The sequence below is a fragment of the Microbacterium sp. LjRoot205 genome, assembly GCF_056175745.1.
Window position 1 is genome coordinate 1 of record NZ_JBGFFH010000006.1, and the last position, 14,310, is coordinate 14,310.

Consider the following 14,310-nt stretch of genomic DNA (forward strand, 5'->3'; position numbering starts at 1 on the left):
GCCCCGGCGCGCCCCGGCGCATGCGCCGGGGCCCCTTCTCGTATCCGCGTCCGGCTCAGTCCAGCACGCGGCAGTGGGTGGTGAGCTCGCCGATCCCGTCGATGCCGACTGTCACGGTCGAACGATCGCGGAGGAAGATCTGCGGGTCACGGGAGTAGCCGGCTCCGCCGGGGCTGCCGGTGGAGATCAGCGTGCCGGGCAGCAGCGTGAGCGACTGCGAGAGGTGTGCGATGAGCTTCGCGACCGATCGGACCATCTGGTCGGTGCTCGCGTCCTGCACGGTCTGGCCGTCCACGACGGCCCAGATGTGCAGGTCCTGAGGGTCGGCGATCTCGTCGGCCGTGACGGCGAACGGACCGGTTGGGGTGAAGCCGTCGAAGGACTTGCACCGTGACCACTGCGCCTCAGAGAACTGCACGTTGCGTGCGGTGATGTCGTTGACGACGGTGTAGCCCCAGACGTACGACAGGGCGTCGGCCTCTGCGACGTCTTTCGCAGGCGTGCCGATCAGCACGCCGAGCTCCGCCTCGTAGTCCACGGCCTCGCTCAGTGCTCGCGGCCACGACGTCGTCTGCTGATGGCCCGTGAGCGAATTGGGCCACAGGGTGAAGACGGTCGGAGCCGCGTCGGTCTTCAGGCCGAGCTCGCTCGAGTGTGCGGCGTAGTTCAGGCCGACCGCGAGCACCGCGGGGGGAGCGATGACCGCTGACACGAATGACCAGCCCTCGAGCGGATGCCGGGTGGCGGTGCCGCTCTCGACAGCGGCGCGAAGCGCGGAGAGCATCTGCTCACCGCCCTCGATCAGCTGCTGAAGCGTCGCAGGGGGGTCGGGAAGGAGATCGGAGACGAGGATGGCATCGGCACCCTCCACCACTGCGAGATGCGCAGCAGGGGAGTCGGCACGACGCAGATGAGCGAACCGCATGCTCCTACGCTATCCGCTGCCCGGCTCGATTGCCTGGAGGAAGTCACCAGACCCGGGGGAAGTTGGTTGTTCGCCATATGCTTTGGCTATGAGTTCCGGAGGACCGTCCCAGCCATCGCCGTACACGCCGCCGCCAGCACAGCAGCAGCCCCCGGCGTATCCTCAGCAGCCCCAGGCCTATCCTCAGCAGCCGCAGGCCGGTCCGCCGCAGTACTCCGCTCAGCAATACGCGCAGTCGAGCTATGCGCCGACGCAGTTCTCGCAGCGTCCGGACTACGCGTCGGTGCTCGCCCAGCCGACCCCGTATTCCCCTCCGGCCCCTGCCGCCCCTTCGCCTGCCCCCGGTCTTCCTGCACTGCCCGCGGCGCGCCGAGGCGGACGAGTCGCTCTGTTCTCGCTGTTCGGCTTCCTCGGTCTGCTGTTGCTCGGCCTGATCGCCTACTTCGGGCTGTTCCTCGGCCCGCTCGCATCGATCATCGGGCTCGTGCTCGCGCTCGTGCCGCTCGCGATCGTCTTCTTTGTCGTGCGCATGATCGACCGGTGGGAGCCCGAGCCCAAGTCGCTCGTGTTCTTCGCGATCGCCTGGGGTGCCATCGCCGCCGTGGGACTCACCCTTCTCGTCGACCTGGGGCTGACCGCCGTCCTGGGGCTCAGGGGTGAGGTCGCGGGCGCTGTGATCCAGGCTCCCATCGTCGAGGAGTTCTGGAAGGGCTTCGGAGTCTTCCTGATCTTCCTCATCGCGCGTCGGTCCTTCGACGGACCGGTCGACGGAGTCGTCTACGGCGCGCTGGTGGGTGCCGGCTTCGCGTTCACCGAGAACATCCAGTACTTCGCGATCAGCCTCATCGAGGGCGGGGGAGAGCAGCTGACGGTGACGTTCATCCTGCGTGCGATCATGTCGCCGTTCGCGCACGCCATGTTCACATCGCTCACCGGCCTCGCAATCGGCCTCGCCGCTCGACGTCACGCATCCACAGGTGCAGCGCTCGGCTTCGGCCTTCTCGGGATGCTGGGCGCGATGGTGCTGCACGGCCTGTGGAACGGCTCGTCCTTCGCGAACTTCTTCCTCCTCTACTTCGTCCTCCAGGTGCCCCTGTTCGTCGGGTTCATCTTCGGCATCATCGCCTTGCGGCGAGAGGAATCGCGCTTGACGAAGGCTCGTCTGGGCGACTACGCGGCTGCAGGATGGTTCACCCCTGAAGAGGTCACGATGCTGGCGACCCCGGCTGGGCGCAAGACCGGCCTCGCCTGGGCCTCGCAGCTGCGCGGCGATCGACGTCCGCTGATGCGCGAGTTCATCAAGGACGCGACGATGCTGGCTTCCGTCCGTCAGCGGGCGATCACGGGCCGCGACCCGATGGCCCCGGCAGACGAACAGGCCCTGCTCGCACGCACGCGCGCCACGCGGGCAGCACTGCTGGCGTACTGAAGGAGGCTGGGTCATGGCCGTCTTCATCCTCGTTCACGGAGCGGGAGACACAGGATGGTCATGGCATCGCGTCGCAGCCGCACTGAGGGATCGCGGACACGAGGTGATCGCGCCCGACCTGCCGGGTGATGACGAGTCGCTCACTCTCATCGACTATGCGGATGCCGTCGTGGATGCGGTCGGCGGACGACGAGGCGGAGTCGTGGTCGGTCACTCGTTCGGCGGATTCACTGCGCCGATCGTCGCCGAGAAGGTCGCAGCTGACGCCCTCGTGATGCTCGCGGCGATGATCCCGATGCCGGGGGAGTCGCCGGGTGAGTGGTGGTCGAACACAGGGTTCGCTGCCGCGGTGAAGGCGCAGGCGGCTCGCGACGGCGGGGTGACCGGAAACGATGATCCCCTCGTCGGCTTCTATCACGACGTGCCGCGACCGCTGGCCGAGGAGGCGATGGGTCGCGAGAGGGCGCATCCGTCCGAAGCCTCGATGGCTGCGCCCTGGCCGCTCACCGCCTGGCCGAGCGTGCCGACGAAGTTCATCGTCTGCACGGAGGACAGGTTCTTCCCGTCTGAGTTCCTCCGGGACCTCGCTCTCGAGCGCCTGGGCGTCGTCGCTGACGAGATCCTGGCCGGCCATTGCGTCGCGCTCAGCCGGCCGGACGAGCTCGCATCGTTGCTCGTCGAGTTCGCGGCCGAGGCGCATCGCGTCTGATGTTGACGCGAGAGACGAATGCCCCGTAGCAAGACTCAGCGCCCGGTGCTGCGGCGATGCCTGCATGTCTACCCGGGCGCTGAGTTGATCTGTAAACAGGGTGCACCCGGTGCGGGCGGGTGTCAAGGGCTTGGAGGGTTCGAGTCGGCACACATCGCCGTTTCGCCCTCAGCGGAGCGATCGCGTTGACCGGCGACCCACGGCTCAGGTTTGATGGAGAGCATGACTGATCGCACAAAGCCTGAGTTCGACGCACCCACCGGGCCCGCCCCCGCGGAGCTCGTCATCCGAGACCTCATCGAGGGAGACGGCGCCGAGGCCAAGCCCGGCGACACCGTGACCGTGCACTATGCCGGTGTCGAGTTCGATTCGGGCGAGGAGTTCGACTCGTCGTGGGGTCGCGGAGAGACCATCCAGTTCCCGCTTCGCGGCCTGATCCAGGGCTGGCAGGACGGCATCCCCGGTATGAAGGAGGGCGGACGGCGTGAGCTCGTCATTCCGCCGCACCTGGCATACGGCCCCGTCGGCGGAGGCCACTTCCTCTCGGGAAAGACCCTCATCTTCATCATCGATCTCGTCGCCGTAGGCTGACCCGATCAAAGCCGGAAGGCGCCGAGACCCTCGTGGGTCCGGCGCCTTCTCCGTTGCAGGAGGAGAATCTGCGTGTTCGGGGAATACATGCATGTGCATGTAAGTTGTAACGCGTGACGCCGTGAACACGGCCCCTCATCCGTTGCCGCGTACTGCGGCTGATGTCTCCCGAGGAGAAACCATGACCAGCATCGACATTCCCGGTTACCGTCCCGGCACCTGGGTGCTCGACCCGTCGCACAGCGAGGTCACCTTCAGCGTGCGCCACATGATGATCTCGAAGGTGCGGGGCACCTTCGGCGTCAAGAGCGCGACCCTGATCGCCCCCGAGAACCCCCTCGAGGCCCGCGTCGAGGCGAGCGTCGACGTCACGTCGATCGACACGAAGGACGAGGGGCGCGACACGCACCTGCGTTCCGGCGACTTCTTCGACACCGAGAACTTCCCGACGATGGAGTTCGTGTCGACCGGTGCGCGCGCCGAGGGCGGCGAGCTCTTCGTCGACGGCGACCTCACCATCCGCGGCATCACCAAGCCCGTCAGCTTCGAGCTCGACTTCGGCGGTTTCGGCTCCGACCCGTGGGGCAACTACAAGGCCGGCGCTTCGGCCAAGACGGTCATCAACCGCGAGGACTTCGGCCTGACGTGGAACGCAGCACTCGAGACCGGCGGAGTGCTGGTCGGCAAGGACGTCACGATCAGCCTCGACCTGCAGGGCGCTCTGCAGCAGGACTGATCGCCTGATCTCGAGAACCCCGGGCCCATCAGGGCTCGGGGTTCTCTGCGTCGTACGCACGGAACCCCGGGCTGCGCCGTGCGAGCAGCGCGACCAGAGCGATCACGAGCAATCCGCCGAGCAGCGGGGGGAACCAGAGAGTTGTCAGGGTCGCGAGCGTGCCGGCGTAGAGGGCGCCGATGCGAGGGCCACCGGCGACGACGATGATGAAGACGCCCTGCAGGCGGCCGCGCATCGCGTCTGGCACCGCCGCCTGCATCATGGTGTTGCGGTAGATCGAGCTCACGTTGTCGGATGCGCCCGAGAGGGCGAGTGCCACGCACGCCGCGACGATCAGCCCAACATTCGGAGCCTGTTCGGTCGCCCCGCCGGAGAGGGCCCCGGCCACCAGGACCGCGCCGAACAAAAGGATCGATGCGCCGTAGGCCTCGACCGCCCGCTCGATGCCGCGCCCGTGCCAGCGATACTGCACGACCCGTCCGGAGAAGAGGCTCGAAGCGAACGTGCCCGCTGCGACGGCTGCGGTGAGGATGCCGGTCGTCACCGCTCCTCCGCCGAGGAGGACCGTCCCGAGAGCCGGGAACAGCACGAGCGGCTGCCCGAAAGTCATGGCGATGATGTCGACGACGTATTGCATCCGGATGTTGCTCGCTCGGCGCAGGAATCGCCACCCGTCCACGAGCGACGCGAAGCCCGGCCTCACGGTCTCGCCCTCGGGGCGAAGCGGAGGCAGGCTCCACAGTCCGAGGAACATCGACAGCATCAGGATCACATCGAGGGTGTACGTCCATCCGTACCCGGTGAGTGCGACGAGGATTCCCGCGATGGCGGGTCCGGCCATCACCGTGAGTCCGAATGCCACTCCGTTGAGGGCGGAAGCGGCGGCGAGCTTGTCGCGGGGGATGAGCCGCGGCACGATCGCCGTGCGGGTGGCCATGCCGACCGAATTCGCCGCGGAGTTGACGATGCTCAGCACATAGAGCCACCAGATGGCCTCCGCGCCGCTCCAGGTGAGCGCCGCGAGCAGCGCGGTGGAGGCGAAGGTCACCGTGGCGGCGATCAACGCCACCCTGCGACGGTCGAAGGCGTCGGCGAGCATCCCGCCGTACAGCCCGGCGAGGACCATCGGCACGAGCCCGGCCACGGCGATCATCGAGACTGCGAAGGTGCTCCCGGTGAGCGCGAACACGTGCAGCATCACCGTGACGATCGTCAGTTGCCCGCCGATCCCTGCGAGGACCGAGCCGATCCACATCCGCGCGAACGCCGGGCTGGCCTTGAGGGGGCTGAGGTCGATCAGATGGCTGCGTGCGTCGCTCACGCCGGGTGTCCGTCATGCATGATTCGAGAGTATCCGAGGCGCCATCGCGCGAGCGCAGTCGCGGTCCTCCAGCGGCATCGAGTCCTGGTAGACTCTTCAGGTTGCCGTTTGATCGGCCGCGGATAAAGAGAGCTCACGCATCAGGCGTCGGGCACCGCGCAACAAGCAGAGAGGGGATCGAATCTATGGCACTGGAAGCAGACGTCAAGAAGGCGATCATCGAAGAGTACGCGACGCACCCCGGTGACACCGGATCCCCCGAGGTGCAGGCCGCGATGCTGACGCAGCGCATCAAGGACCTCACTGAGCACCTGAAGGAGCACAAGCACGACCACCACTCGCGTCGTGGCCTGTTCCTGCTCGTGGGTCAGCGCCGTCGTCTGCTCGGCTACCTCCAGAGCGTCGACATCGAGCGTTACCGCTCGCTGATCGCTCGCCTGGGTCTCCGCCGATAACGCAGAGCGCTCCAGCGTACAATCGCGCAGAACATTCTTGAGAAGGCCGCCCCAGGTGTGGGGCGGCCTTCGTCATGTTCCAGGGGTTGACCTCGCGCCAGCTTTCCCGTAGGAAAGTAAGAAGCTTTCCAAATGGAAAGCGCGAGGGGGCATCATGGAGCAGAAACCTGTCGACGGCTACGAGGTGCTCGCGCCTCCCAGTGCCGACATCGCTCAGAGATATCTCGATGAGGCGGCAGCGGTCGCCACGCGTCGCGAACGCAAGGTGGACCGTCGAGCACTGGCATGGCTGCAGATCGTCAATGCCGTGGCGACAGCGGCGTATCTGGCGGTGTTGGCGTTCGCCCTCCGGGCCGACAGCGTGCTCGCGTCACAGACCATCGTCTTCAGCTTCCTCCTGTGGGTTCAGCTCGCGAGTGGCATGGCGCAGCGCAGCGGCATGCAGCGCCGCCCCTCGTGGTCGAAGTGGCCGGCGCTGCTCGCGGGCGGTCTGCTCGTCGCCACGGCGCTCGTCGTCTTCGGCTTCGCCGTCTGGGCGCCGGGCTTCCCAGCCATCGGGGTGCTGATCCCACCCGCACTCGTCCTGGTGGGCTTGGGCGGCTACGGAGCCGTGCAGCTCGCTCGTGCGTCCGGCGACGTCCGTCCGCCGCGCTCGCACCCACAGCCACTTTCGCGCGTCATTCGTTGGGGGACGATCCTCGTCGGCGTCGCGCTCGGGGTGCTCATGACGCTCGCGTCGGCGCCGGACGGAGTGCTCGCGAGTGTTCTGGTCATGCTCGTCCTGCTGATGCTGTTCATCTGGATGTTCGCGTTCAGCAGCGATCTCGGGCTTCCTGCGATCGGCGCATCCTGGCGATGGCCACACCTGGCGATCTTTGCGGTCGCGGTGTCGGCGCTCTCCGGAGCCGTGCTGCTTCCCGTTCCCCTCGACGCGGGAGCGCTGGCGGGGGCCGCCGTGATCATCCTGTTCGTCGCCGTCTCCTTCGTCCCCGGGCGGGCTCTCCGTGACTGAGTCGCCGCCGGCGCCGCATCCCCGTACCCGGCTCGACGACAACTTCGCGTCACCGATCCGCTTCTCGCTGATGGCCTCGCTCGGGGAGGGCATCGAATTGGACTTCGCGACACTCCGCGAGATCCTCCAGTGCGGAGACTCTCCGCTGAGCAAGGCCATCACGCACCTGCAGGCGGCGGGTTATGTCGTCGCCCGCAAGGGCAGTCTCGGCAGTCGTCCGCGCACCTGGGTGTATTCGACCGCGACGGGGCGAGCGGCCTTCGCCGGCCACCTCCAGGCGCTGCGCGAGATCGTCGCGCTCGGAGGCGGCCCGGCGCTGTAGTCGGTGGTCAGGCCTTCGTGGCGACCAGGTCCGGGTGGTGGATCGCAGCGACGTCGGGGTGGGCGCGCAGCCGTGACTTCATGGCGTTCTCCCCGTACGTCGCGTGGATCGGATTGCTCGGGTCCTCGGTGATGCCGGTCGCCTCTGCAGCGAGATCGGCTGGAAGGTCGAGGAGCGGCAGCTGCTGGTCGAGCGCCGGATTGAAGAAGAACGGGATCGAGATGCGCTCCTCCGGTGCCCTGGGGGAGATCACGCGGTGGTTGGTCGCCTTGAGATAGCCACCGGTCGCGTACTCCAGCAGTTCCCCGATGTTGACGACGAACGCGCCGGGAACGGGCGGAGCCGACACCCACTCGCCGTTCCGCTCCACCTGCAGTCCACCCTTGCCCGGCTCGACCCAGAGCAGCGTGAGCACGCCGGAGTCCTTGTGGGCGCCGACGCCCTGCTGGGGCTCCGGCTCATGAGTGCCCGGGTAGCGGACGATCTTGATGAGCGTCGAGGGGTCACGGAAGGGCTCGTCGAAGTACGACTCCTCCGCTCCGAGCGTCACAGCCCAGGCGCGCAGCAGCTTGTGCGCGACCTCGGTCAGAGTGTCGTGCCATTCGGTGACGACCGTCTTGAGCTCGGGCTGGGCCTCGGGCCAGAGATTCGGGCCGGTGAGGCGGTTGAAAGCGGGTCCGCCCTCGACGGGTTCGCGCTCGGGGCCGATGTCGATCTGCTCGCGCCAGTCGATCTTGCCCTGCGTGCGTTCGCCGCCGACACGGGTGTATCCGCGAAAGTGGGGGCTGTTGACGTTCTCGATCGCGAGCTTGTCCTGTTCGGGCAGCGCGAAGAAGTCGAGCGCGGCCCGGTGCAGGCGAGCTTCGAGCTCGGGGGAGACCCCCGTGCCCGTCAGGTAGAAGAAGCCCACATCGTGTGTCGCTGCACGCAGTTCGTCCCGGAACCGTGCCGCGGCGTCGGGGCCGGCATCGAGCTGGGACAGGTCGAGGATGGGAAGCGAGAGATCAGCCATGCATCGAGCGTAAATCGGTCGCGAGGTGCGCGGTCGAGTGTTGCGTCGCATTACTCCCGCCGGTTCGAGCACGTGAATGAGGCGACCACGATCTGGTGATAACCTCTCTGAGGTAAGGGATGCCTTACCTCAGTCTTTTCTCAGAGAGTCTCCATTCCGTGCTCGCAACGTTCCTGATCGGTCTTCGCGAAGGCCTCGAGGCCGCTCTCGTCGTCGGCATCCTCGTCGCCTACCTCCGCCGTCTCGGGCGCAGCGACGCTCTGCCGAGGCTCTGGGCCGGTGTGGGGCTGGCGATCGCCCTCGCTCTGGGCATCGGCGCGGTCCTCACCTTCGGTGCCTACTCGCTCACGTTCGAGGCGCAGGAGCTCATCGGCGGCCTTCTCTCGCTGCTCGCGGTGGGCATGGTCACCTGGATGATCTTCTGGATGCAGAAGGCCGGGCGCACCATGAAGGCGACCCTCGAAGGCGGACTCGATCGTGCTCTCACGAACGGAGGCCTGTGGGCGCTGATCGCGATCGGCTTCGTCTCCGTGGCCAGGGAGGGGATCGAGACGACCCTGCTCCTGTGGTCGATGGTCCAGTCCTTCGGAGACGCCCCCTCCGCCCTGCTCGGGGCGATGCTCGGTCTCGTCGCCGCCGTCGTGATCGGATGGCTGCTCGCCCGCGGTGCCGTCCGACTCGACCTCCGCCGGTTCTTCACCTGGACGAGTGGCTTCCTCGTGATCGTCGCGGCAGGCGTCCTGGCTTACGCGATCATGGACCTGCAGGAGGCAGGTGCCCTACCCGGCCCCTTCACCTCGGCGGCTCCCATCGACGCCGTCACCGGCGCCGTGGCGCTCGGCTGGGCGGCGTTCCCGTTCGGATGGGCGTTCGACGTGACGAACGTGATCGCCCCGGACGGAGCATGGGCCACCATCCTGCAGGCGACCGTCGGCTTCATGCCGCGGATGACGTGGCTTCAGGTGACGGCCTGGGCCGCCTACCTCGTCGTCGTCGGATTCTTCTTCGTCCGCGGGCTGCGTTCCCGTCGGCCGACCACGCCTCGCTCGTCCACGTCCGCAGACCGCGACGTCTCGACTCCCACTCTCACCCAGCAAGGAGCAGCATGACCACCTCTCGCCGAATCCTCGGTGCTGTCGCCGCAGCCGGCGCGGCAGCACTCGTTCTCAGCGGCTGCGTCGCCAAGAGCGATGTCGCAGCAGGCGTCGCGTTCGACGTCTCGTCGACCGACTCCGAGTGCGCGGTCTCTGCGACGACTGCCGAGAGCGGCACCCTCACGTTCGACGTGACGAACGTCAGCGGCCAGACCTCGGAGTTCTACCTGCTCGCCGACGACGGACTGCGCATCGTGGGCGAGGTCGAGAACATCGCGCCGTCCGCCTCCCGCACACTCACCGTGGTGGCGCAGCCGGGCAAGTACTTCACCCTGTGCAAGCCGGGGATGATCGGCGAGGGCGTCGGCAAGTCGGAGTTCACGGTGACCGGAGACCGCGTCGCGGTCGAGGGTGAGGATGCCGACCAGAAGCAGCAGGCCGTCGACCTCTACGCGGCGTTCGTGAAGGACCAGGTCGGACAGCTCGTGCCGTCCGTCGACGAGTTCGTCGCCGCCTACGAGTCGGGCGACGACGAGACCGCTCGCGCGCTCTTCCCGCAGACTCGGGCCTTCTACGAGCGCATCGAGCCCGTCGCCGAGGCTCTCGGCACCCTCGATCCTCGCATCGACTACCGAGAGGTCGATGCTGTGGCCGAGGGTCTCGACTGGACCGGCTTCCACCGCATCGAGAAGGACCTCTGGGTGCCGGCGCAGGACGCCCTCAACGCCGACGGCGAGACACCGGCCTGGCAGGACTGGGCGCCCTCGACGACCGAGGAGCGCGCCGGTTACGGTGACCAGCTGCTCGCAGACGTTCAGGAGCTCTACGACTACGTGCACTCCGACGACTTCACGACCGCTCTGGACGACCAGGGGATCGGCGGGATCTCGAACGGTGCGATCGCGCTGCTCGACGAGGTCGCGACCGGCAAGATCTCCGGAGAAGAGGACTGGTGGTCGGGAACCGACCTCTACGACTTCGCGGCCAACGTCGAGGGCTCCAAGATGGCCTTCTCCCTCGTGCAGGACTTCGCCACCGCGCAGGGCGATGACGGCGCCGCGCTCGTCACCGAGATCCAGGACGGATACGCGGCTCTCGACGAGTCGCTGGCAGCCCACGGTTCGCTCGAGGCGGGCTTCGTCGGTTACGCGGAGCTGACCGACGCCGACAAGCGCGAGTTCACCGACCTCATCAACGCTCTCGCCGAGCCGCTGTCGCAGCTCACCGGCACAGTCCTCGACTGATTCGAAGGGGACGATCCCGCCCGTGAACGAACGCTCGAACGATGCTGCGACTGTCGACTCCGCGCCGGAGTCGGCAGCCACGGCATCCCCATCAGCAGGCCTCAGCCGACGCGGGCTCCTCGGCCTCGCGATCGGCGGGGGAGTCGCCTCCCTCGCGGTGGGGGTGGGCGGCGGACTGGCCGGCGGCGTGGCCCTCGGCCGCGCCAGAGCCGAGGCGGATGCGCAGATCGCCTACGAGTTCTTCGGCGCGCACCAGGCGGGGATCACGACTCCGGTGCAGGAGCATCTGCACTTCGCGTCGTTCGACATGATGCCGCGGACCGATCGTGACGACCTGATCACGTTGCTGCAGGACTGGACGTATGCGGCGTCGCGAATGACCAAGGGTCTCGAGGTGAGCGCCACGGGCGCGGTCGGAGGCGACGCCGAGGTGCCGCCCGATGACACCGGTGAAGCTCTCGGCCTCCCTGCCGCCGGTCTCACGATCACATTCGGATTCGGGCCCAGCCTGTTCGAGAACGAGGACGGCGACCGCTTCGGAATCGCCGCACGCCGCCCGCAGAAGCTCGAGAGGCTGCCCGCTTTCCTGGGCGACGACCTCGACCCGCAGGCCTCGCACGGCGATCTCTGCATCCAGGCCTGCGCAGATGACCCGCAGGTCGCGGTGCACGCGATCCGCAACCTCAGTCGCATCGCCTTCGGTCGTGCTCGGCTGCGCTGGTCGCAGCTCGGTTTCGGCAAGACCTCCCGCACCACCTCCGCCCAGGCGACCCCGCGCAACCTGTTCGGATTCAAGGACGGCACGGCCAACATCCTCGCCGATGACGCCGCCGCGCTCGACGCGAACGTGTGGGTCGGCGAATCGGATGAGCCCGCATGGATGACGGGAGGCTCGTATCTCGTCGCGCGGAAGATCGCGATGCTGATCGAGACCTGGGATCGGGTGCGGCTCTCGGAGCAGAACACGATCGTGGGTCGTGACAAGGGGGAGGGGGCGCCGCTGTCGGGCGGCGACGAGTTCACCGCACCGGACTTCGGCTCGTCTGCGATAGACCGGAACGCGCACGTGCGGCTCGCGCATCCGGATCAGAACGACGGCATCCGCATCCTTCGCCGCGGGTTCAACTACGTCAACGGCAACAATGATCTCGGCCGCCTCGACGCGGGACTCTTCTTCCTGTCGTACCAGCGCGATCCGTCGCAGTTCATCTCTCTGCAGCGACGGCTGTCGACCGACCGCATGAACGAGTACATCAGGCACGTCGGCTCGGGCATCTGGGCGATCCCGGCCGGGGCGAAGCCCGGATCGTACGTCGGCGCCGGGCTCTTCGCCTGACGGACGCGGAACGCGGTCAGGCGCTGAGCGTCTCAGCCACGAACGCCGACATGGCGTCTGCGCCGAAGTGGTCGTCAGCGGTGATGGTCACGACGGCATCGCCGGAGAAGATCAGCAGCTGCCCGTAGGCGCCGTGCAGGCGCCAGGCCGCGCCCGGGCCGTCCCATCCCGACAGCGCGTAGCGCTCGTAGCCGGGGTTCTGGCCCGCCGTCACCCAATCGGCGTGCATCGCGTCGATGACGGCGGCGGAGACGAGACGCCGCCCCTCCCATTCGCCGCGATCTCGGATCAGTCGGCCCAGGCGTGCCGTCTCCTCGGTGCGCAGGGCGATGCCGCTGCCGCCGACGATTCGGCCGCGCGGGCACCGCGCCCACTCGAGGTCGTCGATGCCGAGAGGCGCGAGCAGCCGCGGTCGCAGGTAGTCGACGATGTCGCCGACTCGTGTCGCGAGCACGGCCATGGCCGTGTAGGTGCTCGCGTTCGAGTACTGGAAGACGTGACCACGCGACGGGCGCGAGAGGAACTCGCGCGCGAGGTCGGGCCAGTCGGTCATCATGGTCTCCGACCAGGGGAGGTCGATTCCGCTCGACATCGAGAGCAGGCGTCGGAGGGTGATCCGATCGACGCCGTCTCCGAGCGGGAGATCCGGGACGTACTCGGCGATCGGAGCGTCGAGCGACACGAGACCCTCGTCGGCGGCGATTCCGGCCGCGAGGACGCATACGCCCTTCGCCACCGAGTGGATCTCCTCGCGGACGTCAGCGGTCCACCGGTGCTCTGCGACGTCGGCTCCCACCAGAACGTGAAGCCCGTGGGCTCCGAATCCCGAGGCATCCGCGTGGTCCACCAGGCGGTCGCGGATCGTCTCGGCTCTGGTCACTCCTTCAGGCTAGCCGCTGCCCCCTGGCGCGGCCGACGGGACCCGGTCGGGTCGCTGCGGTGGCCTTCGCGTCGAGCGAGCTCAGGATCGCGGAAGAGCCACTGCGGGCGGGGCTCGACCAGAGGACGGAAGAGCCAGCGCACCGGCTTCGTCGCGAGAGCGAGGGCAAGGACCACAGACAACAGGGTCACGAGCGGCAGCCACAGCCACGTCGGATCGAGATCGCGCAGCACGCCGGACTCGCGGAACGGGTAGAGCACGAACGAGTGCAGCAGGAACACGTACATCGTGTACTGGCCGAATYTCGTCCACCAGTATGTGCGTCGGGGGATCAGGGCGAAGAACGCGGCGCTCAGGAGCACCGCCAGCAGCATCAGCGCGATGCGCACGCCGCCGGCCCACCACTGCTCTCCGCCGAGGTCCGCGTACGCATCCTCGTAGAACAGCCAGTGGCGCAGGTCGATCTCTTTCCAGAGGTCTATCCAGTGCCAGGCGGCGAAGCCGGCCGCGCCGAGCAGGGCGACACTGGCGACGCGGGTCCACCAGGGACGCGTCTCGAGCAGACGGAGGCGTGCGACCACGTCGCGCTCGCGCAGCCACCATCCGAAAGCGAAGAAGGGCAGCAGGCCGAGTGTGCGCGACAGCGAGAACGTGCTGTCGACGTTGGGGAGGTAGCCGACGCCGACTGAGATGATCACCGTCCACAGCAGCGGCCAGCGCAGCAGCGCGAGGTAAGGGAGCACGAGGCGGAAGATGCCGAGTGCGAGCAGGAACCACAGCGTCCACGAGGGCTTTGTGAGGTTCGGGTCGGCCTGACCCTCGACCAGCCACTTCGTCAGAGTCCACAGGAGTTCGAAGATGACATAGGGGAGCAGGATGTCGGTGATCACGCGCGCCATCTGGACTCGCGTCGGCGACCCGGACTTCGAGAAGTAGCCGGAGATGATCGCGAACGCGGGCATGTGGAAGGCGTAGAGCGCGAGATACGCCGCCAGCGCGATGTCCGAATCGTACGTGAGACGCTGGATGGCGTGACCGAGGACGACCAGGACGATGCAGGCGTAGCGGGCGTTGTCCCAGAACGGGACGCGCTTGCGAGGCTTCTGGACGGATCCGGTGGCGGGGTTCGTCGTGGCGGCTCCGTCGCTGTGCATCCTCTGAGGCTACTCGGGGAATAAAGTTGTCCGCATCGCGTTGACTCAGATACATTCAAATGAATAGAACCGGATGCAGGGCACCCGATT

Annotated in this window: 15 protein-coding genes; 10 read left to right on the forward strand and 5 right to left on the reverse strand. The window is 67.5% G+C overall.

Annotation, left to right across the window (positions count from 1 at the left end; all coding sequences use genetic code 11):
- Positions 1-55: 55 nt before the first annotated feature.
- Positions 56-925: a fumarylacetoacetate hydrolase family protein gene (locus tag AC04ME_RS12535; protein WP_079112664.1), complete on the reverse strand. Its 870-nt coding sequence runs from the start codon at positions 923-925 to the stop codon at positions 56-58.
- Positions 926-1,013: 88 nt separating this feature from the next.
- On the opposite strand from AC04ME_RS12535, the gene AC04ME_RS12540 reads away from it, so the two are divergent.
- From AC04ME_RS12540 to AC04ME_RS12555, 4 genes are all read left to right on the forward strand, one after another.
- The gene (locus AC04ME_RS12540) at positions 1,014-2,354 is read left to right on the forward strand and encodes a PrsW family intramembrane metalloprotease (RefSeq protein ID WP_309687829.1); all 1,341 of its coding nucleotides are present in this window, start codon (positions 1,014-1,016) and stop codon (positions 2,352-2,354) included.
- 13 nt (positions 2,355-2,367) lie between these two features.
- Positions 2,368-3,063: an alpha/beta fold hydrolase gene (locus tag AC04ME_RS12545; protein WP_475435269.1), complete on the forward strand. Its 696-nt coding sequence runs from the start codon at positions 2,368-2,370 to the stop codon at positions 3,061-3,063.
- A 222-nt stretch (positions 3,064-3,285) separates the two neighbouring features.
- Entirely contained in the window at positions 3,286-3,654 is a 369-nt protein-coding gene (locus tag AC04ME_RS12550) for an FKBP-type peptidyl-prolyl cis-trans isomerase (RefSeq protein WP_042541806.1), read from the forward strand.
- Positions 3,655-3,835: 181 nt separating this feature from the next.
- Positions 3,836-4,390, forward strand: coding sequence for a YceI family protein (locus tag AC04ME_RS12555; RefSeq protein WP_042541805.1), 555 nt, complete (start codon positions 3,836-3,838; stop codon positions 4,388-4,390).
- Between the two features lie 28 nt (positions 4,391-4,418).
- Here the strand turns inward: AC04ME_RS12555 and AC04ME_RS12560 are convergent, their stop codons facing one another.
- Positions 4,419-5,711, reverse strand: a complete 1,293-nt coding sequence (locus tag AC04ME_RS12560) for an MFS transporter (protein ID WP_475435271.1) — start codon at positions 5,709-5,711, stop codon at positions 4,419-4,421.
- A 185-nt stretch (positions 5,712-5,896) separates the two neighbouring features.
- On the opposite strand from AC04ME_RS12560, the gene rpsO reads away from it, so the two are divergent.
- The 3 genes from rpsO (at position 5,897) to AC04ME_RS12575 (ending at position 7,500) form a co-directional block, all read left to right on the forward strand.
- Positions 5,897-6,166, forward strand: coding sequence for a 30S ribosomal protein S15 (rpsO, locus tag AC04ME_RS12565; protein ID WP_017203073.1), 270 nt, complete (start codon positions 5,897-5,899; stop codon positions 6,164-6,166).
- A gap of 154 nt (positions 6,167-6,320) precedes the next feature.
- Positions 6,321-7,178: a hypothetical protein gene (locus AC04ME_RS12570; protein WP_042541803.1), complete on the forward strand. Its 858-nt coding sequence runs from the start codon at positions 6,321-6,323 to the stop codon at positions 7,176-7,178.
- Positions 7,171-7,500 (forward strand): transcriptional regulator, encoded by a 330-nt coding sequence (locus AC04ME_RS12575; protein ID WP_042541802.1) that lies wholly within the window; start codon positions 7,171-7,173, stop codon positions 7,498-7,500. The genes AC04ME_RS12570 and AC04ME_RS12575 overlap by 8 nt, the downstream gene beginning before the upstream one ends.
- Positions 7,501-7,507: 7 nt before the next feature.
- On the opposite strand, the gene AC04ME_RS12580 is transcribed toward AC04ME_RS12575, so the two are convergent.
- Positions 7,508-8,512 (reverse strand): isopenicillin N synthase family dioxygenase, encoded by a 1,005-nt coding sequence (locus AC04ME_RS12580; RefSeq protein ID WP_475435274.1) that lies wholly within the window; start codon positions 8,510-8,512, stop codon positions 7,508-7,510.
- Between the two features lie 158 nt (positions 8,513-8,670).
- Between AC04ME_RS12580 and efeU the strand changes: the two genes are divergently transcribed.
- Genes efeU through efeB form a run of 3 tightly spaced genes read left to right on the forward strand, consistent with a single transcriptional unit; the run spans position 8,671 to position 12,186 of the window.
- Complete coding sequence (gene efeU, locus AC04ME_RS12585; protein ID WP_311879294.1) at positions 8,671-9,621, forward strand: iron uptake transporter permease EfeU; 951 nt, start codon at positions 8,671-8,673, stop codon at positions 9,619-9,621.
- Positions 9,618-10,850 carry an iron uptake system protein EfeO gene (efeO, locus tag AC04ME_RS12590; RefSeq protein ID WP_475435276.1) on the forward strand — a complete coding sequence of 411 codons (1,233 nt, stop codon included), beginning with the start codon at positions 9,618-9,620 and terminating at the stop codon, positions 10,848-10,850. The genes efeU and efeO overlap by 4 nt, the downstream gene beginning before the upstream one ends.
- 22 nt (positions 10,851-10,872) lie before the next feature.
- Positions 10,873-12,186, forward strand: a complete 1,314-nt coding sequence (gene efeB / locus AC04ME_RS12595) for an iron uptake transporter deferrochelatase/peroxidase subunit (RefSeq protein ID WP_042541798.1) — start codon at positions 10,873-10,875, stop codon at positions 12,184-12,186.
- Positions 12,187-12,202: 16 nt separating this feature from the next.
- Here efeB and AC04ME_RS12600 read toward each other — a convergent pair whose 3' ends face one another.
- Both AC04ME_RS12600 and AC04ME_RS12605 read right to left on the reverse strand, forming a co-directional pair.
- Complete coding sequence (locus AC04ME_RS12600) at positions 12,203-13,066, reverse strand: serine hydrolase domain-containing protein (RefSeq protein WP_475435278.1); 864 nt, start codon at positions 13,064-13,066, stop codon at positions 12,203-12,205.
- Positions 13,063-14,220, reverse strand: a complete 1,158-nt coding sequence (locus AC04ME_RS12605) for an acyltransferase family protein (RefSeq protein ID WP_475435280.1) — start codon at positions 14,218-14,220, stop codon at positions 13,063-13,065. The genes AC04ME_RS12600 and AC04ME_RS12605 overlap by 4 nt, the downstream gene beginning before the upstream one ends.
- Positions 14,221-14,310 lie beyond the last annotated feature (90 nt).